Genomic DNA, 25,290 nt, shown 5'->3' with positions numbered 1-25,290 from the left:
CCGGGACGCACTGTCGGCAACGTACCCGCAGCCCCACCACTCGAACCGGTGGCCCGGGCTCACTTCTCGAACCGGTACCCCATCCCGGGTTCGGTGATGAAGTGTTTCGGATGCGAGGGGTCCGCCTCCAGCTTGCGGCGCAGTTGGGCCATGTACACCCGCAGGTAGTTCGTCTCTGTCCCGTACGACGGCCCCCACACCTCCTGCAGCAGCTGCTTCTGGCCGACCAGCCGGCCGGTGTTGCGGACCAGCACCTCCAGCAGATGCCACTCCGTGGGGGTGAGCCGTACGTCCTTCCCATCCCGGTTGACCTTCTTGGCGGCCAGGTCGACGGTGAACGCCTCGGTCTCGACCGTCACGGCGTCCTCGTCGCCCCCCGTGGGTTCGGCGCGGCGGACGGCGGCCCGCAGCCGGGCCAGCAGTTCGTCCATGCCGAAGGGCTTGGTGACGTAGTCGTCGGCGCCGGCGTCCAGCGCCTCGACCTTCTCGTCGGAGGAGTGCCGGGCGGACAGCACCAGGATCGGCACGCGTGTCCAGCCGCGCAGGCCCCGGATCACCTCGACACCGTCCATGTCCGGCAGGCCCAGGTCGAGGACGACCACATCGGGGTGGCGCGCGGCGGCGAGCCGGAGGGCGGTGGCGCCGTCGTGCGCCGCGTCGACCTCGTACGTGCGCGCCTTGAGGTTGATCACGAGGGCGCGCACGATCTGCGGCTCGTCGTCGATCACGAGCACCCGGGTCATGAAGCCTGCCTTTCGGATTCCACCGGCTGAACGAGCTCCGGGCGTCTTCCCGCCGCACGAAGGGAGAGGACCATGGTGAGGCCGCCGCCCGGAGTGTCCTCGGCGGCGAGGGTGCCGCCCATCGCCTCGACGAAGCCGCGGGCGACCGCGAGGCCGAGTCCGACGCCGGCTCCGCGCGGGGCGTCGCCGTAGCGCTGGAAGGGCTCGAAGATACGTTCCTTGGCGTCGTCCGGGACGCCCGGCCCCCGGTCCACCACCCGCACCTCGACCCGGTCGGCGATGGCGCTGGCGGACACCATGACGCCCTTGCCGGGCCTGCTGTACTTCACGGCGTTCTCGACCAGGTTCGCGACGGCCCGCTCCAGCAGCCCGGCATCCACCCGGACCATCGGCAGGACCTCCGGAATGTCCAGGTCCACGCTGCCCTCAAGAACCCCGCCGAGCGCCATCGGCACCACTTCGTCGAGGTCGGTGTCGCGGATCAGCGGGGTGACCGTGCCGGTCTGCAGCCGGGACATGTCGAGCAGATTGCCCACCAGGTGGTCCAGGCGGTCGGCGCCCTCCTCGATGCCCGCGAGCAGCTCCGCCCGGTCCTCCTCGGACCACGCCACGTCGTCGGAGCGCAGGCTGGAGACGGCCGCCTTGATCCCGGCCAGCGGCGTCCGCAGATCATGGCTGACCGCGGCCAGCAGGGCCGTACGGATGCGGTTGCCCTCCGCCAGCGTCCGGGCCCGCTCGGCCTCCTCCTGAAGCCGGCTGCGGTCCAGGACGACGGCCGCCTGGGCGGCGAAGGCGGCCAGCACCCGACGGTCCTCGGCGGGCAGCACCCGACCGGTCAGCGCGAGCGCCATGTGGTCCCCGGCCGGCACGTCCACGTCCGCCTCCTCGGGCCGGTCCACCTGCCGCCCCAGGCCCGCCCGCCCCGCGCAGGTCCAGGGGTCGACATCGCTCTGCCGCTCCAGCAGGGCCGCCGACTCCATGCCGAACGTCTCGCGCACCCGCTCCAGCAGCTCCTCCAGGCCGGTCTCGCCGCGCAGCACGTTGCCCGCGAGGAAGGAGAGGATCTCCGACTCCGCCCGGAGTCTGGCGGCCTGGTGGGTGCGGCGGGCGGCGAGGTCGACCACGGACGCCACCGACACGCCCACCGAGACGAAGATCGCGATGGCGACGATGTTCTTCGGGTCGGCGATCGTCCAGTGGTGCAGCGGCGGTGTGTAGAAGTAGTTCAGCAGCAGGGAGCCCACCGCGGCCGAGGCCAGCGCCGGGAAGAGCCCGCCGAGCAGCGCCGCCGCCACCGTCACGGTCAGGAACAGCAGCATGTCGTTGGCGAGGCCCAGGTCGACGGTGCTCAGCAGCAACGCCAGGACGACCGGCCCCAGCACGCCGACCAGCCAGCCCCCCACGAGCCGGGACCGGCCGAGCCGCGCGCCCCGGGCCACCGGCAGCCCCCGTCCCTTGGCGACCTCGCCGTGGGTGACGATGTGCACGTCGAGGTCGGGCCCCGACTCACGGGCGACCGTGGCGCCGACGCCGGGCCCGAAGACGTACTGCCAGGCCTTGCGGCGCGAGGAACCGAGGACGATCTGGGTGGCGTTCGCACCGCGCGCGAAGTCCAGCAGCGCGGCCGGTATGTCGTCGCCGACGACATGGTGGAAGGTGCCGCCGAGGTCCTCCACCAGCGTGCGCTGCAGGGCCAGTTCCTTGGGCGAGGCCGCGGTCAGCCCGTCACTGCGGGCTATGTAGACCGCCAGCACCTCGCCGCCGGCGCCCTTCTCCGCGAGGCGCGCCGCCCGGCGGATCAGCGTGCGGCCCTCCGGACCGCCGGTCAGGCCGACCACGATCCGCTCGCGCGAGCCCCAGATCTTCGACACGCGGTGGTCGCTGCGGTACTGCTTCAGGTACGCGTCGACCCGATCGGCCACCCACAGCAGCGCCAGCTCGCGCAGCGCGGTGAGGTTGCCGGGCCGGAAGTAGTTGGACAGGGCCGCGTCCACCTTGTCGGGCTGGTAGACGTTGCCGTGCGCCATCCGGCGGCGCAGCGCCTGTGGCGACATGTCGACCAGCTCGATCTGGTCCGCTCGCCGCACCACCTCGTCCGGCACGGTCTCCCGCTGCCGTACGCCCGTGATGGACTCGACGACGTCCCCCAGCGACTCCAGGTGCTGGATGTTCACCGTCGAGATCACGTCGATGCCGGCCGCCAGCAGCTCCTCCACGTCCTGCCAGCGCTTGGCGCTGCGCGAGCCCGGGATGTTGGTGTGGGCGAGTTCGTCCACCAGGGCGACGGCGGGGGCGCGCCGCAGCACGGCGTCGACGTCCATCTCGCCGAAGGTCGCGCCCCGGTACTCGATCTCCTTGCGCGGCACCTGTTCCAGGCCGTGCAGCAGCACTTCGGTGCGCGGCCGGTCGTAGTGCTCCACGAAGCCGATGACGCAGTCGGTGCCCCGCTCGACGCGGCGATGCGCCTCGGACAGCATCGCGTACGTCTTGCCGACGCCCGGTGCCGCACCGAGGTAGATCCGAAGCTTGCCGCGTCCCATGGCCCCATTGTCTTCCGGTCAGCTGCCTGCGCAGCGTCGACCATACGACCCACAATCACGCCATACGGCGCCGGAAGCGGCGCGTGGACAGTCTTTGACGCAACCCTGACGCGACGGCGACTTCACCACCCGACAGCCTCCCCGTCACTCAGCTCCAGCACCCGGTCCGCCGGATCGAGCACCGTTACGTCATGCGCGGCGGCCGGCGAGGGCGGCGAACAGTGCGGTTCTGTGCCTGCGTGGCCGTGCACGCAAAGAGCCGCACCTGTCGGGGTGCGGCTCTCGAACAGTTCTCCCGGCGGAGATGTTCAGCGGACCTCGGTGATCTCCGGTCCGCGCTGGAGCTGTCCCATGCCGCCGGAGAAGCGGGAACCCTCCTCCTGCTGAACGCCCTCGGGCACCATCTGCGCATCGTTCGGCAGCTTCAGGACGATCGGATCGCGCGGCGCCATCGGGCCCTCGCCGCGGACCACGACCGTGTCCCGGAAGATCTGCTCCAGCAGGCCCGCGGCCTGCGGCTGCACCGCGCCCTGGCCGGAGATCACCCCGCGCAGGAACCAGCGGGGCCCGTCCACGCCGACGAACCGCACGACCTGGAAGCCGCCCGTGCCGTCCGGCAGCTGCACCGGCACCTGGGCCCGGAGCTCCCAGCCCAGCGGACCCTCGACCTCGTCGATGATGCCGCCCTGCTGGGTGATACCGGAGCCGATCTCCTCGCGGACCTCGCCCCAGATGCCCTCCCGCTTGGGAGCGGCAAAGGCCTGCAACTGGATCGCGCTGTCGCGCAGCACGACCGTCGCCGCGACGATCGCGTCGCCCGCGACCTCCACCCGCAGCTCCATGCCGTCGACGCCCGGCACGAACAGACCGCCCAGGTCCACCCGGCCCTCGCCCGGCTCACGGACCTCGGCGCTGTCCCAGGGCCCGTCGGGCCGCGGCTCCGGCTCGAGCCGCACGCGCTCGCGCGTATCGTCCACGTCCGCCTCAGTGTCGACACTGTCGACGACCTGCTCGGCCTCGCCGGCCGCGCCCTCGGCGGCATCCCTCTTCTTGCGACGTCCGAACACGTCACTGTCCTTCCCGGTCGGATACGACCGAAGCGTATCGATTCCCACCCGCCCCGCCGCCTGCGGCGGCCGGACCACTTGTGCCGCTGTCGCCGTCCACCGCGGCATGGCCTCCGGTGGACCCGAAGCCCCCCTCGGCCCGTGCCGAGCCGGGAAGTTCCGCGACCTCCTGGAAGCGGACCCTCTCGACCTGCTGGACGACCAGTTGGGCAATCCGGTCGAAGCGCTCGAACCGCACGGACTCGCGCGGGTCGAGATTCACCACGATCACCTTGATCTCCCCACGGTACCCGGCATCAACCGTCCCCGGGGCATTCACGAGAGCGACACCGCAGCGTGCGGCGAGACCGGATCGCGGGTGCACGAAGGCCGCGTACCCCTCAGGGAGCGCCACAGACACTCCCGTGGGCAGCACGGCCCGCTCCCCCGGCTTCAGTTCACAGCTCTCGGTCGTCCGCAGATCGGCTCCCGCGTCGCCGGGATGCTCATACGCCGGAAACGGTACGTCCGGGTCGACGCGCCGGATCAGCACCGGGAGTTCCCGGCGGGGGCCACCGCTCACGGGTTCACCTCGAAGGCCCTGGCCCGCCGGATCTGGTCCGGGTCACTCATGGCGGCCCGGATCTCCTCCGCGCGGCCGTTGTCGATGAAGTGGTCGACCTTCACCTCGACGAAGAGCGCGTCGGCACGGACGGCGACGGGTCCGTCGGGGCCGCCGATGCGTCCGGTGGCGGTCGAGTAGATCTTCCGCCGGGCCACCGCCGTCACCTCGGCCTCCAGGAACAGCACCGTGCCGACGGGCACGGGCAGGACGAAGTCGGTCTCCAGCCGCCCGGTCACGGCGATCGTCCGCAGCAGCCAGTTCAGCGAGCCGAGGGTCTCGTCGAGGGCGGTGGCGAGCACACCGCCGTGCGCGAGACCCGGAGCGCCCTGGTGGGCGGGCTGCACGGTGAACTCGGCGGTGAGCGACACGCCCTCCCCGGCCCGCGCCTCCAGATGCAGCCCGTGGGGCTGCTCGCCGCCACAGCCGAAACACTGCTCGTAGTGCGCACCGAGAAGCTCACCGGGCGCGGGGGCATCAGGGTGCCGCACGGGTTTCACGGCGTCGGCGGGAGGCTGAAGAGCTGCGGAAGTACGACTCACAGCCGCAGACCTTACCCGCGCGTCGGCATCGTCCGGACACCGTGCCAAGCTTGGCCTCATGCAGCCCTCCGCCACCCCGTACGAAGAACGTCTCACCGCCCCCCGCTCCTGGTGGCTGATCTCGTTCCTGGTCGGGGTCTCCATGGCCCTGATCCTGCTGCCCTTCGGCACCCTGCCGATGCTCGGCGGCCTGGTCGGCGGCACCGCGGCCGCGGCGGTCGTCGCCAGCGCGTACGGCTCCCCGCGCATCCGGGTCGTGGGCGGTTTCCTGATCGCGGGCGAGGCGAAGATCCCCGTGACGGCGCTCGGGAAGGCGGAGGTGCTGGACGCGGAGGAGGCCCGCGCCTGGCGGACGTACAAGGCCGACACCCGAGCATTCCTGCTGCTGCGGGCCTATATCCCCGGGGCCCTGCGCGTGGAGGTCACGGACCCGGACGACCCGACGCCGTACCTGTACCTGTCGACACGGAATCCGGAGCGCCTCGCCCAGGCGCTGGAGGCGGCGCGGGCGACGGCCTAAGCAGGTCGAGCGAACGCTACGGTTCGGGGGCTCTCTGAAGGGGCGCGGGGAACTGCGCGACCAGCCACGACGGCGACGCAGACGGCCGACGACGCATCGCGGCACTTCCAGCGGAGCGCTTAGCGGGACCTGCGGGCGTCGCCCGGCGGGCGACCGGACGGTCACTGCCCGAAGTGCTGGTGCCCGTGGCCGAGGCGGCCGGGCCGGTGACCGAGTTCCTTGGCGATCTCGCCCATCTGGAGCGGGTCCGGCGGAGGCTCCAGCCGGGGAAGGTCGGTCAGGGTGTCCCACGGCACCTGGATCTTGCGCAGATCGGCGCGGATCCGCGCGGCGAGTTTCCTGGTGTCCCGGCGGTTCATCACCGCTCCGACGGCGGCACCCACCAGGAAGGGCATCAGGTTCGGCAGGTTGCGCACCGTGCGCTTCATGATCTGCTGGCGCAGCTGGCTCTTCATGTGCCCGTTCAGCGCCGAGCCCACGGTCGACGGCCTGGTCACGTCGATCCCGCGCTCCCCCGACCAGGAGTTCAGATACGCGGTGCTGCGCTCCTTCAGATTTCCCGGTGGCCGCACGCCGTAGACCTCGTGGAGCTCGGCGATCAGCTTCAGCTCGATCGCGGCCACGCCGGTGATCTCCGTGGCCAGTTCCGTCGGCATCGCGGGCGGCACGGGCAGCATCGCCGCCGCCCCGATCCCCGCCCCGACCGTCGATGTCGCGTTCGCGGCGCCCGCCACGAGCTTGTCCGCCAGTTGCTCGGGCCCGAGGCCCGGGAACTGCCGGCGGAGCGTCGCAAGGTCCCGTACGGGGATACGCGGGGCCATCTCGATGATCCGGTCGGCGAGGTAGGCCAGGCCCGCCCTGGCGCGGCTGCCGCCCTTGCGGACGCCTTCCCTGGCCCTGTCCCGGATCACCGCCGCCCGTCGCCTGGCGACGGGCGCGGGGGTCTGGGCAGGTACCGGGAGGTGATCCACGCCGGCGGCCGGTTCGAGCGAGGCCGCTCCGGTACCGGATGAGCCCCGCTCGTCGTCATGCGCGCCGGGAGGGCCGTCGAACGGCCCTTGGTCCGCCTTCCTCAGGGAAAGGCGGCGCTTCCGAGGAGGGGTCGAGCCAGTCACGGCCGACCCGCCCTCAGTCGCAGTCGCGGCAGATCGGCTGGCCGTTCTTCTCCCGGGCCAGCTGGCTGCGGTGGTGCACCAGGAAGCAGCTCATGCAGGTGAACTCGTCCTGCTGCTTCGGGAGCACCCGGACCGCGAGCTCCTCGTTCGAGAGGTCGGCACCGGGCAGCTCAAGACCCTCGGCGGCCTCGAATTCGTCGACGTCCACCGAGGAGGTCGACTTGTCGTTCCGCCGGGCCTTCAGCTCTTCAAGGCTGTCCGAGTCGACGTCGTCGTCGGTCTTGCGTGGGGTGTCGTAATCCGTTGCCATGTCGCTCTCCCCCTCTGGGTGTCTGCGGTGTCTCCAGCGCACGTAACGCGTGAGAGGCCGGACTTGTGCCCGACCCGAGGCGGAGATTTTGCCTCACATCAAGGTCTGTTACTCAATCGACACCCAACCGGACTCCTCAAGAGTGATCGGCTTGGATGGCGAACGGGACCGTACACGGTCCCTGGGCCGCACTTCAAAGGCGCCTCACCCTGTACTTCCCGTGATCAGGACCCCCGAAAACCCGGATTTTCCCGGCTTTCCGACAGTCCACATGATCACGGAGAGTAGATGGCCGGAAAATCGCCCTTGTGATCGATCACACATGGGGTACCCAGGTCGGCGGGCTGGAAATTCCGCGCAAAGCGAACATCCCCGTATGTCGGCGCCATGATCTCAGACCGGCAGGGTGACTCGCAGCACGAGCCCTCCCCCCTCGCGCGGCTGGGCCGAGATGTGCCCGCCGTGCGCCCGGGCCACGGACCGGACGATGGACAGACCGAGGCCGACGCCCTTGTCGCTGCCCGTGCGCTCCGTCCGCAGCCGTCTGAACGGCTCGAAGAGATTGTCGACCTCGTACGCCGGCACGACCGGCCCCGTGTTGGCCACCACAAGGACCGCCTGACCGTGCTGGACCTCGGTGTTCACCTCGACCCAGCCGTCCTCGGGCACGTTGTACCGCACGGCGTTCTGTACGAGGTTCAGCGCGATCCGTTCCAGGAGCACACCGTTGCCCTGGACGACCGCCGGCTTCTGCTCGCCGCGGATGACGACGCCCTTGGCCGCCGCCTCGGCGTGCACCTGGTCGATCGCCTGCTCGGCCACCTCGGCGAGGTCCACCGGCTTGCGCTCGACGATCTGGTTGTCGCTGCGGGCGAGCAGCAGCAGGCCCTCGACGAGCTGCTCGCTGCGCTCGTTGGTGGCCAGCAGTGTCTTGCCGAGCTGCTGCAGCTCCACGGGGGCGTTCGGATCCGACAGATGCACTTCCAGGAGCGTCCGGTTGATCGCGAGCGGAGTCCTCAGCTCGTGCGAGGCGTTGCCCACGAAGCGCTGCTGGGCGGTGAAGGCCCGCTGCAGCCGCTCCAGCATGTCGTCGAAGGTGTCGGCCAGCTCCTTCAGCTCGTCGTCGGGGCCGTCCAGCTCGATCCGGCGCGACAGGTCCGAGCCCGCCACCGCGCGCGCGGTGCGGGTGATCCGGCCGAGCGGCGACAGAACGCGGCCCGCCATGGCGTAGCCGAAGGCGAAGGCGATGATCGCGAGGCCCAGCAGGGCCAGCAGCGAGCGGCTGAGGAGGCTGTCCAGGGCGTGCTGGCGCTGCTCGTTGACGCACTCGCTCATCGCGCGGTTGAACACGTCGGGCGAGGCCTGGCCGGGCAGATCGCAGACCTGGCTGGTGACCTTGCCCTCGGTGATCTTGAACGGCAGATCGCTGCCCACGTTCAGCGCCTGCGCGGCCAGCAGATAGATGATCGACAGCAGCAGGATGCCGGCGATCAGGAACATGCCGCCGTACAGCAGGGTGAGCCTTATCCGGATGGTCGGGCGCAGCCACGGAAAGGGCTGCTCCGGCCTCCGGGGGTCCCAGGTGGGCTTCGGGGGCGCCTGCGGAGGCGCGGGTGTCGTGGCCACGGGAGTCAGATCCGGTAGCCCGAGCCGGGCACGGTGACGATCACCGGGGGCTCGCCCAGCTTGCGGCGCAGGGTCATCACGGTGACCCGCACGACGTTCGTGAACGGGTCGGTGTTCTCGTCCCAGGCCTTCTCCAGGAGCTGCTCCGCCGAGACGACCGCGCCCTCGCTGCGCATCAGCACCTCCAGCACGGCGAACTCCTTGGGCGCGAGCTGGACCTCCTTGCCGTCCCGGAACACCTCTCGGCGATTGGGGTCGAGCTTGATGCCGGCGCGCTCCAGAACCGGCGGCAGCGGCATGCTGGTGCGCCGGCCCAGGGCACGCACGCGTGCCGTCAGCTCGCTGAACGCGAAGGGCTTGGGCAGATAGTCGTCGGCGCCGATCTCCAGGCCCTCGACACGGTCGCTGACGTCACCGGACGCCGTGAGCATCAGCACGCGGGTGGGCATGCCGAGCTCGACGATCTTGCGGCAGACGTCGTCACCGTGCACCAGCGGGAGGTCGCGGTCGAGGACCACCACGTCGTAGTCGTTGACGCCGATGCGCTCCAGGGCGGCCGCACCGTCGTACACGACGTCGACGGCCATGGCCTCCCGGCGCAGTCCGGTGGCCACCGCATCGGCGAGCAGCTGCTCGTCCTCGACGACGAGTACGCGCACGTCGCTTGTCCTTCCTGTGTCCACCCGCGGAGCGCTCTCGGGCATGCGCGGGCAGGGGGTACGGGTGAGTGTGTTGCCCTCCATCCTGCCCTTTTCGGCCATAAGTCGGCGGTAAGACGGGGGAGGGACCCTGACAGACGGGTGCGAAGCCCGGGAATGCCAGATTTTCTCGTGCGGTTGAGGTTTCCGTGGAAGAGAGCGGGGGGAGGACGCTTTACACCCCGCGATCACGCTCTGCACGTGCCGCACCACCATGCGGTACGGCGTTCCGCTTCCCGCAGAGCGGGCGTGGGTGTCCGGCACCGTCGCCGCCCAGCAGGGCAGCGCTGGGCACCTACCGGAGACGTGATCGTCCCTTCCGAACGGCACACCCCCGTGCCACCGACCCACGACCCAGGACGAGGGGGCGCAGCATGAACGCATTCACCGCAGGACTTCTGCAGCGCATAAGGGCGACCGAGTCCGACCTGACGCGGGCTCGCGACGAGGGCGACGACTTCCTCGTCGAGGTGGAACAGGCCGAGCTCGACGACCTGCACCGCCTCGCCGCAGAGCACGGTGTGGAGGTCGGCGCGTTCTAGCGTCTGTTCAGCTTGCAGTAACAGCAAACCCCGGCGAATCCAGCGCCGGGGTTTTTGCTGTTCCCCATGCGTCGGCCCGCGAGAGAGCCGCAGGGGCGGCCGGGGGGCGGGGGCGCCCCGTGGTGCGGGCGGGCGATGGCGGCCGCGAAGGAGCCCCCTTCAGTCGTGCCAGGCCCCCAGGTCCTCCAGGTGGCGCTGGAGGGGCTCGAAGACTCCGGGGGTGGCCGCGACCGTCAGGTCGCGAGTGGGGCGTTCTCCGGGGCGGCCGCCGGTCAGTGCGCCCGCCTCGCGGGCGATCAGGTCGCCCGCGGCCAGGTCCCAGGCGTGCAGGCCGCGCTCGTAGTAGCCGTCGAGGCGGCCCGCGGCGACGTCGCACAGGTCGACCGCGGCCGAGCCGCTGCGGCGGATGTCCCGGAGCAGGGGGATCAGCTTCCGGGCCACCTCGGCCTGGTGGGTGCGGACCTTCGAGACGTAGTTGAAGCCTGTCGAGACCAGCGCCTGGTCCAGGGGCGGCGCCGGTCGGCAGGCCAGCCTGCGTTCGCCCTCCCAGGCGCCGGTGGCCCAGGCGCCCTCGCCGCGGATCGCGTGGTACGTCTCGCCGCGCATCGGGGCCGCGACCACACCGACCACGGTCTCGCCGGCCTGCTCGGCGGCGATGGAGACGGCCCAAGTGGGCAGCCCGTACAGGTAGTTGACCGTGCCGTCGAGCGGGTCGATCACCCAGCGGACGCCGCTCGTGCCCTGTGTGGAGGCGCCCTCCTCACCGAGGAAGCCGTCGTCCGGGCGGTGGCCGGAGATCAGGTCCGTGATCAGTTTCTCCGCCGCGATGTCCATCTCGGTGACGACGTCGATCGGGCTGGACTTGGTGGCGGCGACCGCGAGGTCGGCCGGGCGGCCGTCCCGCAGCAGTTCGCCGGCGCGGCGGGCCGCCTCCTGGGCCAGCTTGAGCAGGTCCGAGTGCAGGGTGTCGGTCACGGGGGTCCTCACGCGTAGGGGCTGTCGGCACCCGCGGCGGCGGGCCGGGGGGCGCGGGCCGGGCAGCAGCCCACGGGGCAGAGGTGGTGGCTCGCGCCGAGCGTGCCCAGGGCGCACGGGGTGACCTGCTGCCCGCGCTCGACGGCGGCGCGCTCCAGGACGAGGTCGCGGATCGCCGCGGCGAACCGCGGGTCGGCTCCGACGGTGGCCGAACGGCGCACCGGCAGGCCCAGCTCGTCAGCCTTGGCAACGGCCTCCGTGTCGAGGTCGTAGAGGACCTCCATGTGATCGGAGACGAATCCGATGGGGGCCATCACGACGGCGGGGGCTCCGGCGGCGTGCCGTTCCTCGAGGTGGTCGCAGATGTCGGGCTCCAGCCACGGGATGTGCGGGGCTCCGGAGCGGGACTGGTAGACGAGCTGCCAGGGGTGGTCGACGCCGGTGCGCTCGCGGACCGTGTCGGCGATCAGCCGTGCGACGTCGAGGTGCTGCTCGACGTACGCGCCGCCGTCGCCGTGGCCCTCGGCCGGGCCGGAGGTGTCTGCGGAGGCGTTCGGGATGGAGTGGGTGGAGAAGGCGAGGTGCGCGCCGTCGCGGACGTCCTCGGGGAGGTCGGCGAGGGCACGCAGGACGCCCTCGGCCATGGGCTCCACGAAGCCCGGGTGGTTGAAGTAGTGCCGCAACTTGTCGATCTTCGGCAGCTCCAGTCCCTCGGCCTCCAGGGCCGCGAGCGAGTCGGCCAGGTTCTCGCGGTACTGCCGGCAGCCCGAGTACGAGGCGTAGGCGCTGGTGGCGAGGACCAGGATGCTGCGGCGACCGTCGGCGACCATCTCGCGCAGGGTGTCCGCCAGATACGGGGCCCAGTTGCGGTTGCCCCAGTAGACCGGCAGGTCCAGGCCGTGGTCCGCGAAGTCCTTGCGGAGGGCGTCCAGCAGGGCGCGGTTCTGGTCGTTGATCGGGCTGACGCCGCCGAAGAGGAAGTAGTGCTGCCCGACTTCCTTGAGGCGTTCGGTGGGGATGCCGCGCCCGCGCGTCACGTTCTCCAGGAACGGAACCACGTCGTCCGGGCCTTCCGGGCCGCCGAACGAGAGCAGGAGCAGGGCGTCGTAAGGAGTGACATCGAGCGCGTCTGGCATGAGTCGATCCTGCCACCCGGCACTGACAGCCGGGAAACCGCGGGGTGACGGACCGGAATCCCGGACCGCATACGGGGGTGCGCTAAGGGTCACCTAACTCGTAAGCTGTATCAGCCGCATTCACGCCTTACGGAGACTGCCGGCCGCCACTTCCCACGCCCGACCGGAGACCGACGTGCCCAGTCCCTACCGCGCCCTGTTCGCCGCTCCAGGCTCAAAGGGCTTCTCCGCCGCGGGCTTCGTCGGCCGGATGCCGCTGTCGATGATGGGCATCGGCGTGGTCACGATGGTCTCCCAGTTGACCGGACGGTACGGGCTGGCCGGTGTCCTGTCGGCCACCATCGCCCTCTCCGCCGCGGCGATCGGCCCGCAGATATCCCGGCTGGTGGATCTGTACGGGCAGCGGCGCGTGCTGCGCCCCGCGACGCTCTTCGCGCTCGTCTCGGCGGCCGGACTGCTGTTCGCCGCGCACTACGGATGGCAGGACTGGGTGCTGTTCGTGTGCGCCGCCGGCATCGGCTCCGTACCGAGCCTGGGTGCGATGATCCGCGCCCGCTGGGCCGCCCTGTACCGGGGAACGCCGCAGCTGCACACCGCGTACTCCTTCGAGTCCGTGGTCGACGAGGTCTGCTTCATCTTCGGGCCGATCATCTCCATCGGGCTGTCGACGGCCTGGTTCCCGGAGGCGGGTCCGCTGCTCGCCGCCTGCTTCCTGGCCGTGGGCGTCTTCTGGCTGACCGCACAGCGGGCCACGGAACCCGCCCCGCACCCCCGCGAGCACCACAGCGGCGGCACCGCGCTGCGCTCACCGGGTCTCCAGGTCCTGGTGGCCACCTTCGTGGCGACCGGCGCGATCTTCGGTGCGGTCGACGTGGTCACGGTGGCCTTCGCCGACGAGCAGGGCCACAAGGCCGCCGCGAGCGTCGTGCTCGCGCTGTACGCGGCCGGCTCCTGCACGGCGGGGATCGTGTTCGGGCTGCTGCACTTCAAGGGGGCGCCCGAACCTCGCTGGTTGCTGGGCGTATGTGCGATGGCCGTGAGTATGATCCCCCTCCTACTGGTCGGAAACTTGCCGTTTCTGGCCGTGGCGCTGTTCGCTGCGGGTCTGTCCATCGCACCCACGATGATCACGACGATGTCCCTCATCGAAAAGCACGTACCACGCGCGCAGCTGACCGAGGGCATGACCTGGGTGAGCACGGGGCTCGCGGTGGGGGTCGCGCTCGGCTCCTCCGTGGCCGGCTGGGTGATCGACGCGGCCGGCGCGCGCGCCGGGTACGGGGTTCCGGCGGCGTCCGGGGCCGTCGCGGTCGCGGTCGGTTTCCTCGGGTACCGCCGGCTCAGCAAGCCGGCTCCGCGTCGGGGAGGCACCGTTGAGCAGCACAGCGAGCGGGAAGAACGGCACGTGGCGTAACTGGGGAGGCAACGTCGCGGCCCGCCCCGCGCGGGTGGTCGCTCCCGCCTCGGTCGAGGAACTCTCCGCAGCCGTACGGAGGGCCGCCGAGGACGGTCTGAAGGTCAAGGCCGTCGGCTCGGGGCACTCCTTCACGGCGATCGCCGCCACCGACGGTGTATTGATCCGCCCTCAACTGTTGAGCGGCATCCGGCACATCGACCGTGAAGCCGGCACGGTCACTGTGGGCGCCGGCACCCAGCTCAAGAGACTCAACATGGCGCTCGCGCGCGAGGGCCTGTCGCTCACCAACATGGGCGACATCATGGAGCAGACGGTCTCGGGGGCCACCAGCACCGGCACCCACGGCACGGGCCGCGAGTCGGGATCCATCGCCGCCCAGATCACGGCACTGGAACTGGTCACGGCGGACGGCAGCGTCCTCACCTGCTCGGAGAAGGGGACCGAAGAAGAGCGCGCGGTGTTCGCGGCCGCCCGGATCGGCCTCGGCGCCCTCGGCATCGTCACCGCGATCACGTTCGCCGTGGAGCCGGTCTTCCTGCTGACGGCCCGCGAGGAGCCGATGCCCTTCGACAGGGTCCTCGCCGAGTTCGACGAACTGTGGGCCGAGAACGAGCACTTCGAGTTCTACTGGTTCCCGCACACCGACAGCACCAACACCAAGCGCAACAACCGCAGCGCGGGCCCGGAGCAGCCGGTGGGGCAGCTGGCGGGCTGGTTCGAGGACGAGTTCCTCTCCAACGGCGTCTTCCAGGTGGCCCAGTGGGTCGGCCGCGCGGCGCCCGCGGCCGTCCCGACGATCGCTCAGATCTCCAGCAAGGCCCTGTCCGCGCGGACGTACACCGACATCCCCTACAAGGTCTTCACCTCACCGCGCCGGGTGCGCTTCATGGAGATGGAGTACGCCGTCCCGCGCGGGGCCGTCACCGAGACGCTGCGTGAACTGAAGGCCATGGTCGACCGATCCGGTCTCCGGGTCAGCTTCCCGGTGGAGGTGCGCACCGCACCCGCCGACGACATCACCCTGTCCACGGCATCGGGCCGCGACAGCGCGTACATAGCCGTCCACATGTTCAAGGGCACCCCCTATCAGGCGTACTTCACCGCCGCCGAACGCATCTTCACCGCGCACGAGGGCCGGCCGCACTGGGGCAAGGTGCACACCCGGGACGCCGAGTACTTCGCCCGGGTGTATCCGCGATTCGGTGAGTTCACCGCGCTGCGGGACCGGCTGGACCCCGACCGGCTGTTCCAGAACGACTACTTGCGGAGGGTGTTGGGGGCGTAGTTCCCTTTCCGGCGATTGCGTGAAGTACGCCACTTTCAAGATCTCGAACACCCCGCCGGAGGCGGCCGGGTACGGCCTCTTGCAAGAAGTCGGGCGGCGTGCCAATCCACGCACGTGGCCCAAATGGAGTACTGTTGCGAGCCCTGGGTCCGGTCTCCCGCCTGGGCGTCCGCGGCCTTCAAGGAACGCCAGGAGGGGGCTAGTTGCACAGGGTGACGTAACTGGTCACTTAGCGTTGCGAATAGGTAACCGTGCCATAACGGCGATCCAGGGCCCGCGCCCGACACGCCGGGCAACTCGGCAAGGTTGTGGCAGGCTGCACCCGGGCAGGCCACACTCGACTAGCGGAAGCAGCGACGCACGTGACGTCGGCAGGCACCACCCGGGAGGTCCCCATGCCCGAACTGCGTGTCGTGGCCGTCTCGAATGACGGCACACGGCTGGTGCTGAAGGCTGCGGACAGCACGGAGTACACGCTTCCGATTGACGAGCGTCTGCGCGCCGCCGTCCGCGGCGACCGTCCCCGCCTCGGCCAGATCGAGATCGAGGTGGAGAGCCATCTCCGCCCCCGGGACATCCAGGCGCGGATACGCGCGGGTGCGACCGCGGAAGAGGTCGCCCAGCTCGCCGGTATCCCCGTCGACCGCGTACGGCGCTTCGAGGGCCCCGTGCTGGCCGAGCGCGCCTTCATGGCCGAGCGGGCCCGCAAGACCCCGGTCCGCCGGCCCGGCGAGAACGCCGGACCCCAGCTCGGCGAGGCGGTCCAGGAGCGGCTGTTGCTGCGCGGCGCCGAGAAGGACAGCGTCCAGTGGGACTCCTGGCGCCGCGACGACGGCACCTGGGAGGTCCTGCTGGTCTACCGGGTCGCGGGCGAACCGCACTCGGCGAGCTGGACCTACGACCCGCCCCGGCGGCTCGTCCAGGCCGTCGACGCCGAAGCACGGTCGCTGATCGGCGAGTCCGACGACCTCGCCGCGCCGGAGCCCAGCTTTCCCTTCGTACCGCGCATCGCACGGCTGCCGCGCGACCGGGCGATGGACCGCGCCCTGGAGCGCCAGGAGCGGCCCGTCCTGCCGTCGCCGTCCCCGGAACCCGCCGAGGAGAGCACGGGCGAACGGGACTCGCTGACCAGCCTGTTGGAGGCCGTGCCCAGCTTCCGCGGCGACCTGGTGGTCCCGGAGCGCCCGGCGGACCCCCCCGTCCCGGAGGAGCCCGCCGCCGAGGTGGAGGCGGAGGAACCCCCGGCACCCGCGGCCTCGGCCGGTTCGGCGTACGCGGACGTTCTGATGCCGCGCTCCGTCGGCAGCCACCGTGACCGCCTCATCGGCGCGACCGACCGCCAGGCCGAGGCGGACGGCGTCCGCCCGGGCCGCCGCGCGGCGGTCCCGAGCTGGGACGAGATCGTGTTCGGCACACGGCGCAAGAAGCAGGAGTAGCCGGCTTCGCGCGAGAGGGCCCGCTGCCGGTCGGCAGCGGGCCCTCTCGTCGTGCGGGCAACGGCTACTGCGGATCCGGTCCCACCGCGACCGGCCGCTCCGGATCCGAGGACCACTCGGACCACGACCCCACGTACAGCGCGGCCGGAATCCCGGCCACCGCGAGCGCCAGCACCTCGTGCGCGCCGGAGACGCCGGAACCGCAGTACACACCGACGTCCGCCCCGCCGGACGCGCCGAGTTCCTTGAAGCGCGCCGTCAGTTCCTCCGCGGGCAGGAACCGCCCGTCCGCCGCCACGTTCTCGTTCGTGGGCGCGGACACGGCCCCCGGAATGTGCCCGCCGACCCGGTCGATCGGCTCCACCTCGCCCCGGTACCGCTCGCCCGCGCGAGCGTCGAGCAGCACGCCGGAGCGCGCCAGCGCGGCGGCACCGTCCGCATCGAGCAGCCCCACGGCCCCCGGCTGCGGCTCGAAGTCCCCCTCCGCCGGCGCGGGTACGGAGGTGTCCAGCGCGCCCTCCCAGGCCGGCAACCCGCCGTCGAGGACCCGCACGTTCGGGTGACCCGTCCAGCGCAGCAGCCACCATGCACGGGCCGCCGCCCAGCCCTGCCCGCCGTCGTACACGACCACCGGCGTCCCGGACGACACGCCCGCCCGGCGCATGGCGGCGCCGAACTCCGCGACGTCGGGCAGCGGGTGCCGGCCGCGGGGCCCGGCCGCGGAGGCCAGTTCCCTGTCCAGGTCGACGAAGACGGCGCCGGGGATGTGCCCTGCTTCGTACTCGGCCCGGCCGTCGAAGGGCGGCTCACCGGCCGCCCTGGCCACGCTGAGCTGCCAGCGGACGTCGAGCAGCACCGGCGGCGTCCCCTCGCCCAGGTCGCTCGCGAGTCGGGATGCGGAGATGATGGCGTTCATGGCCACCATCCTTGCGCACGGGGTGGCCGCATCGTCCATGTCCGGCTACTGTGCTCGGCCGGACAGCACCGATCACGAGGCGTACGGGATCGGGCACGTGCTGTACAGCCGAACGACACCCGTCGGCCATCGCACGGAAACGGACGAGCGGCCGCACACGGGGCATTCTCCGGCCATGGGCCCAGCACACCTGCGGCGCGCCCGGAGCGCGCGGCACCGCGGGTGGTGCGAGCATCTGCTCGGGGTCCGGAGAGCGGACGCAACACGGCCACGGTGAGGGGCCGAGAAGAGAGAGTGGCGATGACCGAGGGACGGCGGTCGGCCGGCCTGAACGGCCACACGCACGCCCGGCACACGCCCGGCACACCCTGCTGGGTGAGTCTGATGGTGCACGGGATGGCCTCGACCCAGGAGTTCTACGGATCGCTGTTCGGCTGGGAGTTCCAGCCGGGCCCCCAGCAGCTCGGCCCCTATGTGCGGGCGCTGCTCGACGGCCAGGACGTGGCGGGTATCGGCCAGCTGCCGCCCGACCGGCAACTGCCCGTCGCCTGGACCCCCTACCTCGCCTCGGACGATGTGGACCTGACCGCTGAAACGGTACGGCTGTGCGGCGGCACGGTCGGTGTGGGCCCCCTCGACGCCGCCGAGGCGGGACGCATGGCGATCTGCTCCGACCCGTCCGGCGCGGTCTTCGGCATCTGGCAGGCGGCCGCGCACCTCGGTACGGCCGTCTCGGGCGTGCCCGGAACTCCGGCCTGGAACGAACTGCTGACCTTCGAGACGACCAGTGTCGCCAAGTTCTACGAGACGGTGTTCGGCCACGAGGAGGAGGCGGTGGTCTCCGCCGACTTCGACTACGTGACCCTGCACATCGGGGGCCGCCCGGTCGCCGGCATCCACGGCGTGGGCACCGCCCTGGCCCGTGACCGGGGCCCGCACTGGATGACGTACTTCGAAGTGGCCGAGACGGACGAGTCGGCCGCCCGGCTCGAGGAACTGGGCGGACACGTCCTCAAGCCGCCCCGGGACAGCGCCCACGGGCGCGTCGCCGAAGTGGCGGACCCCGAAGGGGCCAGATTCTCCCTGCTCCAGAAGCCCCGCTGACCCCAAAGAGATCCGGCTACGACCGCCCCGGGTCCGCCGCCTGCAGGGCCGTACGGACGACATCCTGGTGGAAGCCCCGGATGTGCGACTCCACGAGATCACCGGCCCGTTCGGCGTCTCCTTCCACGATGGCGTCGTAGATGGCGTGATGTTCCGCGCGCAGCCGGGCTGCGACAGGTTCCCAGTCCGGGAGGCTGTGGAAAGCGCTGAGCAGGGTGTGCCGCACCGCGTTGCGGACAGCGATCGTCATGTCGGCGATCATCCGGTTGCCCCCGGCCTCGGCGATCGCGACGTGGAAGTCGGTGTCGCAGTCGTTGAACTCCTCGCGGGCCACCCCTGCCGCGTCCATGCACGCGAGGTCCTCACGCATCCGGGCGAGATCGTCCTCGGTGGCCCGCTCTGCGGCGAGGCGGGCACTCGACCGCTCCAGCGTGGCGCGCACCTCGACGACGTCGCCGAGCGGGAAGTTGGCCAGTGCCATGTGCAGCCGCAGCAACTGGGTGAGGCCGTGGCTGGGCATGGCGGCGATCACGCTGCCCGAGTTCGATCCGGTGCCCACGCGGGACCGCAGCACCCCGTGCGCCTCCAGCACGCGCAGCGCCTCCCGTACGGCGGCCCGGCTCACGCCGAGCAGTTCGACCAGTTCCCGTTCCGGTGGCAGCTTGTCGCCCACGCGCAGATTCCCGGCCAGGATCTGCTCCTCGATCCGGGCCAGTACGAGCTCGAAGGTGCGGGAGCGCGGTACCGGCTCCCAGGCCGCGGTCGCCTCAGCCATTGAAAGCCCTTTCACCCTTGGATGGCCGCATGATTGCGGGCGGGGTGAGTCCCCTGCGTTCTCCACTTGATCCTAGCTTGAGTGGTCCAGCGATTGGTCAGACCAAGTTAAAAGGTCACGTCAGACGTCTGGACAGCCGACTTCGGAGGCTGCTTAGGTGAGCTATCCAAGACATGGTCTGACCAAGCCCCAATGATGTGAGGGTCCCATGTATCAACCCGATCTCTCTCCTGTCGCCGACAGCCTCGCGCTCTCCTCACTCGTAGCCGCCCTGCCGCTGCTCACCCTCTTCGTGCTGCTCGGCGGCCTGCGGCTGAAAGCCCACTGGGCCGGCCTGGCATCGCTCGCCGTGGCCGTCGTCGTCGCTGTGGCCGGCTATGGCATGCCCGCGGATCTCGCGCTGCTGTCGGCGAGCGAAGGCGCGACCTTCGGTCTGTTCCCGATCATGTGGATCGTCCTCACCGCGATCTGGGTCTACCAACTCACCGTGGTCAGCGGTCGCTTCGAGGATCTGCGCCGGGCCTTCGGCCTGATCAGCGACGATCCTCGGATCCAAGCATTGATCATCGCCTTCTGTTTCGGCGGGCTGCTGGAGGCGCTGGCCGGATTCGGTGCTCCCGTGGCGATCACGGGTGTCATGCTCATCGGGCTGGGTCTCGCTCCGGTACGCGCGGCGATCACCGTGCTGGTCGCCAACACGGCACCCGTCGCGTTCGGCGCCATCGCGATTCCGATCATCACGGCCGGCAATCTCACCAAGATCTCCTACACGGACATCGGCGCCTACGTGGGCCGCCAGACACCGCTGATCGCCCTGTTCGTGCCGCTGCTGCTGGTGGCGCTCGTGGACGGCAGACGCGGGATGCGGCAGACCTGGCCGGTTGCCCTGGTGTGCGGCGCGGTGTTCGCACTCGCCCAGTTCGTCAGCGCCAACTACATCTCGGTGGAGCTCACCGACATCATTGCCTCCCTCGCGGCTCTCGCGGCGGTCGTGCTCTTCCTCCGTGTATGGCAGCCGCAAGGTGGCGACCAGGCCAGGGCCGACCTGGTGGGCGACGGTGGGTCCGAGGGCGGATCTGCGCAGTCCACCGGCGGCTCGTCCGGCCCCGGAGCGCAGCATGACCGGCCCGTCGGCGGCCCGGCGCCGACAGGTCCCGGCACGCACACCCGGACCCGGCCCGTCCCCGCCGGCACAGTGACGGCCGAGGACCGCGCCGACGGGCACCGCATCTTCATGGCGTTCCTGCCGTACCTCATCGTGATCGCGGTCTTCTCGGTGGCCAAGCTGTGGACACCGGCCAAGGAGTTCCTCGCCGCCAGCGATCTCAAGATCGGCTGGCCGGGACTCGACGGACACGTCCTCACCGCCGCGGGCCAGCCGTCGACCTCCACGGTCTACACCTTCACCTGGCTGTCGTCCCCGGGCACGCTGCTGCTGCTCTCCGGCGTGGTGATCGCCGCCGTCTACCGGGTGAGTCCCCTGTCCGCGGCCCGCGAGTTCGCCGCCACGGTGGTCAAGCTGCGCTGGGCTCTCCTCACCGTCGCCGCCGTCCTCGCGCTCGCCTATGTGATGAACCAATCCGGGCAGACCATCACCATCGGCTCGTGGATCGCCGGCACCGGCGCCGCCTTCGCGTTCCTCTCCCCGATCCTCGGCTGGCTCGGCACCGCGGTCACCGGTTCGGACACCTCGGCCAACGCACTGTTCGCCACCCTCCAGCAGGCCGCGGCGGGCAAGGCCGGACTGGATCCGACCCTGCTCGTCGCCGCCAACACCTCCGGTGGCGTCGTCGGCAAGATGATCAGCCCGCAGAACCTCACCATCGCCGCCACCGCGGTCGGCCTCGCAGGCCGGGAGTCCGAGCTGTTCCGGGGCGCCATCAAGTGGAGTCTGCTGCTCCTGCTGGCCATGTGCGCCCTGGTCTTCCTTCAGTCCAACCTCCTTGCCTGGATGCTCCCGTGAGCGCCCCGGCGCCGCTGTCACGCACCGGAGAAGGCATGCGGATCGCGCTGTTCATCACCTGCTTCAACGACACCCTCTACCCGGCGACCGGCCGGGCGGTGGTGACGCTGCTGGAGCGGCTCGGCTGCACGGTGGAGTTCCCCATGGAACAGACCTGCTGCGGTCAGATGCACTTCAACACCGGCTACCAGCGGGAGTGCGTACCGCTCGTACGACGCTTCACCGAGGTCTTCGCCGGCTACGACGCGGTCGTGACACCGTCCGGCTCCTGCGCCGGCATGGTGCGCGAATACCACGGGCGGGTGGCCGAGGTGTCCGGCGACGCCCGGCTGGCCTCGGCGGTACAAGCCCTGCCGGAGGTATACGAGCTGTCCGAGTTCCTCGTCGACGTCCTTCAGGTCACCGACGTCGGCGCCTACTTCCCGCACCGGGTCACCTACCATCCGACCTGTCATTCGCTGCGCATGCTCGGCGTCGGTGACAAGCCGCTCACACTCCTCCGGGCGGTGCGCGGCATCGATCTGGTCGAATTGCCCGCGGCCGAGCAGTGCTGCGGTTTCGGCGGCACCTTCGCCGTGAAGAACTCCGACACCTCGGTGGCGATGTGCGCGGACAAGGTACGGCATGTGCTCGACACCGGGGCGGAGGTGCTGAGCGCGGGCGACAACTCCTGCCTGATGCACATCGGCGGAACCCTGTCCCGGCTGCGTACCGGCGTCCGCACCGTGCACCTGGCCGAGATCCTCGCCTCCACCGAGGAGAAACCGGCGACGGACGGACCACAGCCCTCGCCCCTGCCCCGGCGCACCACTGAAGGAGTGAGATCCCGATGAGCGATGCCGCATTCCTGGGCATGCCCTCCTTCCCGAAGGCCGCGCGGAACGCTCTCGCCGATACGCAGCTGCGGCGCAATCTGGCGCATGCCACCGGCACCATCCGCCAGAAGCGGGCTGACGTGGTGGGCGAACTGGACGACTGGGAGGAGCTGCGCGAGGCCGGGCGCGCCATCAAGGAGCGCACCCTTCGCCATCTGGACCACTATCTGCTGCAACTGGAGGAGCGAGTGACCGCGGCGGGCGGCCAGGTGCACTGGGCGCGCGACGGCGAGGAGGCGTGCCGCATCGTCACCGACCTCATCCGGGCCACCGGGGAACGCGAGGTGGTCAAGGTCAAGTCGATGGCCACCCAGGAGATCGGTCTGAACGAGGCGCTGGCCGACGCGGGCATCGCGGCGTACGAGACCGATCTCGCCGAACTGATCGTTCAGCTCGGCGAGGACCATCCCTCGCACATCCTGGTGCCGGCCATCCACCGCAACCGGGCCGAGATCAGGGAGATCTTCCTGCGCGCGATGGCCGAGTACGGGGCGGCCGCACCCGCCGATCTGGGTGACGACCCGCGCCAGCTCGCCGAAGCGGCCCGGCAGCATCTGCGGGAAAAGTTCCTGCGGGCGAAGGTCGGCATCTCGGGAGCCAACTTCCTGGTCGCGGACACCGGCACGGCGGTGGTGGTGGAGTCCGAGGGCAACGGACGGATGTGTCTGACCCTCCCCGAGACCCTCATCTCCGTGGTCGGCATCGAGAAGACCGTGCCCACCTGGCAGGACCTGGAGGTGTTCCTGCAGTTGCTGCCCCGCTCCTCCACGGGTGAGCGGATGAACCCGTACACCTCGACCTGGACCGGCACGGCCGCCGATGACGGTCCCCGCGCCTTCCACCTGGTGCTGCTGGACGGCGGACGGACCGACACCCTCGCCGACCCGATCGGCCGTCAGGCGCTGAACTGCATCCGCTGTTCGGCCTGCCTCAATGTCTGTCCGGTCTACGAGCGAGTCGGCGGACATGCCTACGGATCGGTCTATCCCGGTCCGATCGGTGCCATCCTCGGCCCCCAACTGCGCGGCACCTCCTCGGAGGTGGACCGCTCACTGCCCTTCGCCTCGACGCTGTGCGGCGCGTGCTACGACGTCTGCCCGGTGAAGATCAATATTCCGGAGGTGCTCGTCCACCTCCGGGCCAGGGTGGTGGACGAGAGCCGCGAACGCCGGATGCCGACGCCCGAACGGCTGGCGATGACGGCCGCGCGCTGGGTGCTCTCCGAACCCTCCCGGCTGGGGACGGCGCAGCGTGCGGCATCCGCGGGCGGGCGGCTGCTGAGCCGGCGCGGACGCATCGGCCGGCTGCCCGGTCCGCTGTCCGCGTGGACCGACGCCCGGGACGCACCGGTCCCGGCCGAGGAGAGCTTCCGGACCTGGTGGAGGAGAACGCGCGATGAGCGCACGTGAGGACGTACTGAGCCGCATCCGCCGCGCGCTGGCGGATGTGGGGGACACCGAAGCACCGGCGGACGTACCGGTGCCGCGGCACTACTCCCCGGGCGGCACCCCGCCCGCCGGATCGCAGGAAGCGGTGAAGCTGCTCGCCGAACGGCTGGCCGACTACGGGGCAGCGGTGCAGCGGGTGACCGCCGAGACGGTCGCGACGGCCGTCGCGCGGGCCATCGCCGTTCGCGGCGGCGACTGTGTGGTGGTGCCCCGGGGATTTCCGCGGGAGTGGCAGGCGGGACTGGCGCCGGAGCGGGTGCTGAGCGACGCCCCACGGTTGTCCGTCCATGAACTGGACCGGGCCGACGGCGTGGTCACCACCGCAGCCGCCGCCATCGCCGGCACCGGCACGCTGGTCCTCGACGGTGGGCCCGGGCAGGGGCGGCGGGCGCTGACCTTGGTGCCCGACTACCACCTGTGCGTGGTGCGGGCCGAACAGGTCGTGGCGTCGGTACCGGAGGCGTTGGCCAGGCTGGATCCCCTGCGACCGCTGACCTTCGTCTCCGGCCCGTCGGCGACCAGCGACATCGAACTGGACCGGGTCGAGGGCGTGCACGGACCGCGCACGCTGGAGGTCCTCCTGATCGGCTGACGGCATCTTCGCCGCCAGTCGTGCCGACGAGTCGTGCGACGGGGCCGGGTCGCCGTCCCGTGCGCCATCGGCGGGAGGCGCGCAGGAGGAGCGCACACCCCGGTCCGCGAGGGCGAGCGCCGCCCGCGCCGGGAGGCTGCGCCCGCCGCCGGGCCGGACGGCGTCCGGCACCTCGTCCTCCGTCGCGAGCTCGCCGGGCCGGAGCCCGGCCAGTCCGGGGGCGATGACCAGCGGCCGGTCGGGGCCCGCCAGGACGCCTCGTCCAGGCCGCGACACGTCCCTGAACAGCCGCTGCCGGCAACCGGGGTCAGCTCATCGCAGACACAGATGACTCGAATCGCGCCTGCCCGGGGCAGAACAAGAGCCGCGAAGAAGCCGCCCCGTCAGGCTGATGTCACCGGCAGGACATCCGGGGACAGCGCACCCACGCGGGCCGACGCGCTCGTCATGCGGCGGCGGTGGTGACGGCGGCAGAGGACCTCGTAGCCGATCTCCTCCGCCGGGCGGTTGACATCACCGACGACGACCTGGGCGCCCTCCACCACCATCTCGCCGCCCACCGTACGGGCGTTGTGCGTGGCACGGGCGCCGCACCAGCACAGGGCCTCGACCTGGAGCTGTTCGATCCGGTCGGCCAGCTCGATCAGGCGCTGAGAACCGGGGAAGAGCTTGGTGCGGAAGTCGGTGGTGATCCCGAAGGCGAAGACGTCCATGTCGAGGTCGTCCACGATGCGGGCCAGCTGGTCGATCTGGCCAGGGGCCAGGAACTGCGCCTCGTCCACGATCACGTAGTCCGCCTTGCCGCCCTTGGACAGCTGGTCGACGAGGTACGCGTACAGGTCCATGCCCTCGGTGGCCTCGACCGCCTCCGTCACCAGGCCCAGGCGGGAGGAAAGCTTGCCTTCACCCGCCCGGTCGTCCCGCGTGAAGATCACGCCCTGAAGCCCGCGAGCAGAACGGTTGTGTCCGATCTGGAGAGCCAGCGTCGACTTCCCGCAGTCCATGGTTCCGGAGAAGAACACCAGCTCGGGCATGTGGAGTTGAGCACCTTTCGGCGAAGGAGT

24 protein-coding genes are annotated in these 25,290 nt (G+C 70.9%); 10 read left to right on the top strand and 14 right to left on the bottom strand.

Going from position 1 to position 25,290, the window contains the following annotated elements; all coding sequences use genetic code 11:
• Positions 1-59: 59 nt before the first annotated feature.
• The 5 genes from F7R91_RS27905 to F7R91_RS27885 form a co-directional block, all read right to left on the bottom strand.
• The gene (locus tag F7R91_RS27905) at positions 60-743 is read right to left on the bottom strand and encodes a response regulator (protein ID WP_150952685.1); all 684 of its coding nucleotides are present in this window, start codon (positions 741-743) and stop codon (positions 60-62) included.
• Positions 740-3,283 (bottom strand): sensor histidine kinase, encoded by a 2,544-nt coding sequence (locus tag F7R91_RS27900; RefSeq protein ID WP_150952682.1) that lies wholly within the window; start codon positions 3,281-3,283, stop codon positions 740-742. The genes F7R91_RS27905 and F7R91_RS27900 overlap by 4 nt, the downstream gene beginning before the upstream one ends.
• Before the next feature lie 308 nt (positions 3,284-3,591).
• On the bottom strand, positions 3,592-4,350 hold the full coding sequence (locus tag F7R91_RS27895) for a DUF3710 domain-containing protein (protein WP_150952679.1): 759 nt from the start codon (positions 4,348-4,350) through the stop codon (positions 3,592-3,594).
• A 1-nt stretch (position 4,351) separates the two neighbouring features.
• The gene (gene dut, locus F7R91_RS27890; RefSeq protein ID WP_150952676.1) at positions 4,352-4,912 is read right to left on the bottom strand and encodes a dUTP diphosphatase; all 561 of its coding nucleotides are present in this window, start codon (positions 4,910-4,912) and stop codon (positions 4,352-4,354) included.
• Positions 4,909-5,493 (bottom strand): PaaI family thioesterase, encoded by a 585-nt coding sequence (locus tag F7R91_RS27885; RefSeq protein ID WP_150952673.1) that lies wholly within the window; start codon positions 5,491-5,493, stop codon positions 4,909-4,911. The genes dut and F7R91_RS27885 overlap by 4 nt, the downstream gene beginning before the upstream one ends.
• 58 nt (positions 5,494-5,551) lie before the next feature.
• Between F7R91_RS27885 and F7R91_RS27880 the strand changes: the two genes are divergently transcribed.
• Positions 5,552-6,013 (top strand): DUF3093 domain-containing protein, encoded by a 462-nt coding sequence (locus F7R91_RS27880; protein WP_150952670.1) that lies wholly within the window; start codon positions 5,552-5,554, stop codon positions 6,011-6,013.
• Between the two features lie 161 nt (positions 6,014-6,174).
• Here F7R91_RS27880 and F7R91_RS27875 read toward each other — a convergent pair whose 3' ends face one another.
• The 4 genes from F7R91_RS27875 to F7R91_RS27860 all read right to left on the bottom strand — a co-directional run bounded on the left by F7R91_RS27875 (position 6,175) and on the right by F7R91_RS27860 (position 9,723).
• Positions 6,175-7,128: a hypothetical protein gene (locus tag F7R91_RS27875; RefSeq protein ID WP_150952666.1), complete on the bottom strand. Its 954-nt coding sequence runs from the start codon at positions 7,126-7,128 to the stop codon at positions 6,175-6,177.
• Positions 7,129-7,141: 13 nt separating this feature from the next.
• Entirely contained in the window at positions 7,142-7,438 is a 297-nt protein-coding gene (locus F7R91_RS27870; RefSeq protein WP_003997302.1) for a DUF4193 domain-containing protein, read from the bottom strand.
• A gap of 393 nt (positions 7,439-7,831) precedes the next feature.
• Positions 7,832-9,064: a sensor histidine kinase gene (locus F7R91_RS27865; protein ID WP_150952664.1), complete on the bottom strand. Its 1,233-nt coding sequence runs from the start codon at positions 9,062-9,064 to the stop codon at positions 7,832-7,834.
• A 5-nt stretch (positions 9,065-9,069) separates the two neighbouring features.
• Positions 9,070-9,723 (bottom strand): response regulator transcription factor, encoded by a 654-nt coding sequence (locus F7R91_RS27860; protein ID WP_046257092.1) that lies wholly within the window; start codon positions 9,721-9,723, stop codon positions 9,070-9,072.
• 413 nt (positions 9,724-10,136) lie between these two features.
• On the opposite strand from F7R91_RS27860, the gene F7R91_RS42175 reads away from it, so the two are divergent.
• A complete protein-coding gene (locus tag F7R91_RS42175; RefSeq protein ID WP_191971659.1) occupies positions 10,137-10,304 on the top strand; it encodes a hypothetical protein in 168 nt (55 codons plus the stop codon).
• A gap of 159 nt (positions 10,305-10,463) precedes the next feature.
• Here the strand turns inward: F7R91_RS42175 and F7R91_RS27855 are convergent, their stop codons facing one another.
• Both F7R91_RS27855 and F7R91_RS27850 read right to left on the bottom strand, forming a co-directional pair.
• A complete protein-coding gene (locus F7R91_RS27855) occupies positions 10,464-11,279 on the bottom strand; it encodes an inositol monophosphatase family protein (protein WP_150952661.1) in 816 nt (271 codons plus the stop codon).
• Between the two features lie 8 nt (positions 11,280-11,287).
• On the bottom strand, positions 11,288-12,415 hold the full coding sequence (locus F7R91_RS27850; RefSeq protein ID WP_150952658.1) for a ferrochelatase: 1,128 nt from the start codon (positions 12,413-12,415) through the stop codon (positions 11,288-11,290).
• A 175-nt stretch (positions 12,416-12,590) separates the two neighbouring features.
• On the opposite strand from F7R91_RS27850, the gene F7R91_RS27845 reads away from it, so the two are divergent.
• The 3 genes from F7R91_RS27845 (at position 12,591) to sepH (ending at position 16,553) form a co-directional block, all read left to right on the top strand.
• Positions 12,591-13,829: an MFS transporter gene (locus F7R91_RS27845; protein ID WP_150952655.1), complete on the top strand. Its 1,239-nt coding sequence runs from the start codon at positions 12,591-12,593 to the stop codon at positions 13,827-13,829.
• A complete protein-coding gene (locus tag F7R91_RS27840) occupies positions 13,789-15,117 on the top strand; it encodes a D-arabinono-1,4-lactone oxidase (protein WP_150952653.1) in 1,329 nt (442 codons plus the stop codon). Before F7R91_RS27845 ends, F7R91_RS27840 begins: the two co-directional genes overlap by 41 nt.
• A gap of 395 nt (positions 15,118-15,512) precedes the next feature.
• The gene (sepH, locus tag F7R91_RS27835; RefSeq protein WP_150952650.1) at positions 15,513-16,553 is read left to right on the top strand and encodes a septation protein SepH; all 1,041 of its coding nucleotides are present in this window, start codon (positions 15,513-15,515) and stop codon (positions 16,551-16,553) included.
• 64 nt (positions 16,554-16,617) lie between these two features.
• On the opposite strand, the gene F7R91_RS27830 is transcribed toward sepH, so the two are convergent.
• Entirely contained in the window at positions 16,618-17,469 is an 852-nt protein-coding gene (locus F7R91_RS27830; protein ID WP_150952646.1) for a sulfurtransferase, read from the bottom strand.
• Between the two features lie 300 nt (positions 17,470-17,769).
• Between F7R91_RS27830 and F7R91_RS27820 the strand changes: the two genes are divergently transcribed.
• Positions 17,770-18,573, top strand: coding sequence for a VOC family protein (locus tag F7R91_RS27820; protein ID WP_150952639.1), 804 nt, complete (start codon positions 17,770-17,772; stop codon positions 18,571-18,573).
• A gap of 16 nt (positions 18,574-18,589) precedes the next feature.
• On the opposite strand, the gene F7R91_RS27815 is transcribed toward F7R91_RS27820, so the two are convergent.
• Complete coding sequence (locus F7R91_RS27815) at positions 18,590-19,348, bottom strand: FadR/GntR family transcriptional regulator (protein WP_150952636.1); 759 nt, start codon at positions 19,346-19,348, stop codon at positions 18,590-18,592.
• A gap of 208 nt (positions 19,349-19,556) precedes the next feature.
• Here F7R91_RS27815 and F7R91_RS27810 point away from each other — a divergent pair, with 208 nt between their 5' ends.
• The 4 genes from F7R91_RS27810 to F7R91_RS27795 are packed head-to-tail and all read left to right on the top strand — an operon-like array spanning position 19,557 to position 24,226.
• Positions 19,557-21,311, top strand: a complete 1,755-nt coding sequence (locus F7R91_RS27810; RefSeq protein ID WP_150952633.1) for an L-lactate permease — start codon at positions 19,557-19,559, stop codon at positions 21,309-21,311.
• A 35-nt stretch (positions 21,312-21,346) separates the two neighbouring features.
• The gene (locus F7R91_RS27805) at positions 21,347-22,144 is read left to right on the top strand and encodes a (Fe-S)-binding protein (protein WP_150952630.1); all 798 of its coding nucleotides are present in this window, start codon (positions 21,347-21,349) and stop codon (positions 22,142-22,144) included.
• Entirely contained in the window at positions 22,141-23,595 is a 1,455-nt protein-coding gene (locus F7R91_RS27800; RefSeq protein ID WP_150952627.1) for a LutB/LldF family L-lactate oxidation iron-sulfur protein, read from the top strand. The genes F7R91_RS27805 and F7R91_RS27800 overlap by 4 nt, the downstream gene beginning before the upstream one ends.
• Positions 23,582-24,226: a LutC/YkgG family protein gene (locus tag F7R91_RS27795; protein WP_150952624.1), complete on the top strand. Its 645-nt coding sequence runs from the start codon at positions 23,582-23,584 to the stop codon at positions 24,224-24,226. The genes F7R91_RS27800 and F7R91_RS27795 overlap by 14 nt, the downstream gene beginning before the upstream one ends.
• A 383-nt stretch (positions 24,227-24,609) precedes the next feature.
• Here the strand turns inward: F7R91_RS27795 and F7R91_RS27790 are convergent, their stop codons facing one another.
• Positions 24,610-25,260: a thymidine kinase gene (locus F7R91_RS27790; RefSeq protein WP_150952621.1), complete on the bottom strand. Its 651-nt coding sequence runs from the start codon at positions 25,258-25,260 to the stop codon at positions 24,610-24,612.
• Positions 25,261-25,290: the final 30 nt, after the last annotated feature.

Source organism: Streptomyces luteolifulvus, assembly GCF_008806595.1.
GTDB lineage: Bacteria > Actinomycetota > Actinomycetes > Streptomycetales > Streptomycetaceae > Streptomyces > Streptomyces luteolifulvus.
The sequence above is the reverse complement of the archived record's forward strand: the minus strand, read 5'-3'. Positions and strand labels throughout refer to the sequence as shown.

What these genes read in the sequence shown, in the direction of transcription:
- F7R91_RS27905 (WP_150952685.1), bottom strand. Translation starts at nt 743, where the DNA reads ATGACCCGGGTGCTCGTGATCGACGACGAGCCGCAGATCGTGCGCGCC.
- F7R91_RS27900 (WP_150952682.1), bottom strand. Translation starts at nt 3,283, where the DNA reads ATGGGACGCGGCAAGCTTCGGATCTACCTCGGTGCGGCACCGGGCGTC.
- F7R91_RS27880 (WP_150952670.1), top strand. Translation starts at nt 5,552, where the DNA reads ATGCAGCCCTCCGCCACCCCGTACGAAGAACGTCTCACCGCCCCCCGC.
- F7R91_RS27870 (WP_003997302.1), bottom strand. Translation starts at nt 7,438, where the DNA reads ATGGCAACGGATTACGACACCCCACGCAAGACCGACGACGACGTCGAC.
- F7R91_RS42175 (WP_191971659.1), top strand. Translation starts at nt 10,137, where the DNA reads ATGAACGCATTCACCGCAGGACTTCTGCAGCGCATAAGGGCGACCGAG.
- F7R91_RS27850 (WP_150952658.1), bottom strand. Translation starts at nt 12,415, where the DNA reads ATGCCAGACGCGCTCGATGTCACTCCTTACGACGCCCTGCTCCTGCTC.
- sepH (WP_150952650.1), top strand. Translation starts at nt 15,513, where the DNA reads ATGCCCGAACTGCGTGTCGTGGCCGTCTCGAATGACGGCACACGGCTG.
- F7R91_RS27830 (WP_150952646.1), bottom strand. Translation starts at nt 17,469, where the DNA reads ATGAACGCCATCATCTCCGCATCCCGACTCGCGAGCGACCTGGGCGAG.
- F7R91_RS27820 (WP_150952639.1), top strand. Translation starts at nt 17,770, where the DNA reads ATGACCGAGGGACGGCGGTCGGCCGGCCTGAACGGCCACACGCACGCC.
- F7R91_RS27815 (WP_150952636.1), bottom strand. Translation starts at nt 19,348, where the DNA reads ATGGCTGAGGCGACCGCGGCCTGGGAGCCGGTACCGCGCTCCCGCACC.
- F7R91_RS27810 (WP_150952633.1), top strand. Translation starts at nt 19,557, where the DNA reads ATGTATCAACCCGATCTCTCTCCTGTCGCCGACAGCCTCGCGCTCTCC.
- F7R91_RS27805 (WP_150952630.1), top strand. Translation starts at nt 21,347, where the DNA reads ATGCGGATCGCGCTGTTCATCACCTGCTTCAACGACACCCTCTACCCG.
- F7R91_RS27800 (WP_150952627.1), top strand. Translation starts at nt 22,141, where the DNA reads ATGAGCGATGCCGCATTCCTGGGCATGCCCTCCTTCCCGAAGGCCGCG.
- F7R91_RS27795 (WP_150952624.1), top strand. Translation starts at nt 23,582, where the DNA reads ATGAGCGCACGTGAGGACGTACTGAGCCGCATCCGCCGCGCGCTGGCG.
- F7R91_RS27790 (WP_150952621.1), bottom strand. Translation starts at nt 25,260, where the DNA reads ATGCCCGAGCTGGTGTTCTTCTCCGGAACCATGGACTGCGGGAAGTCG.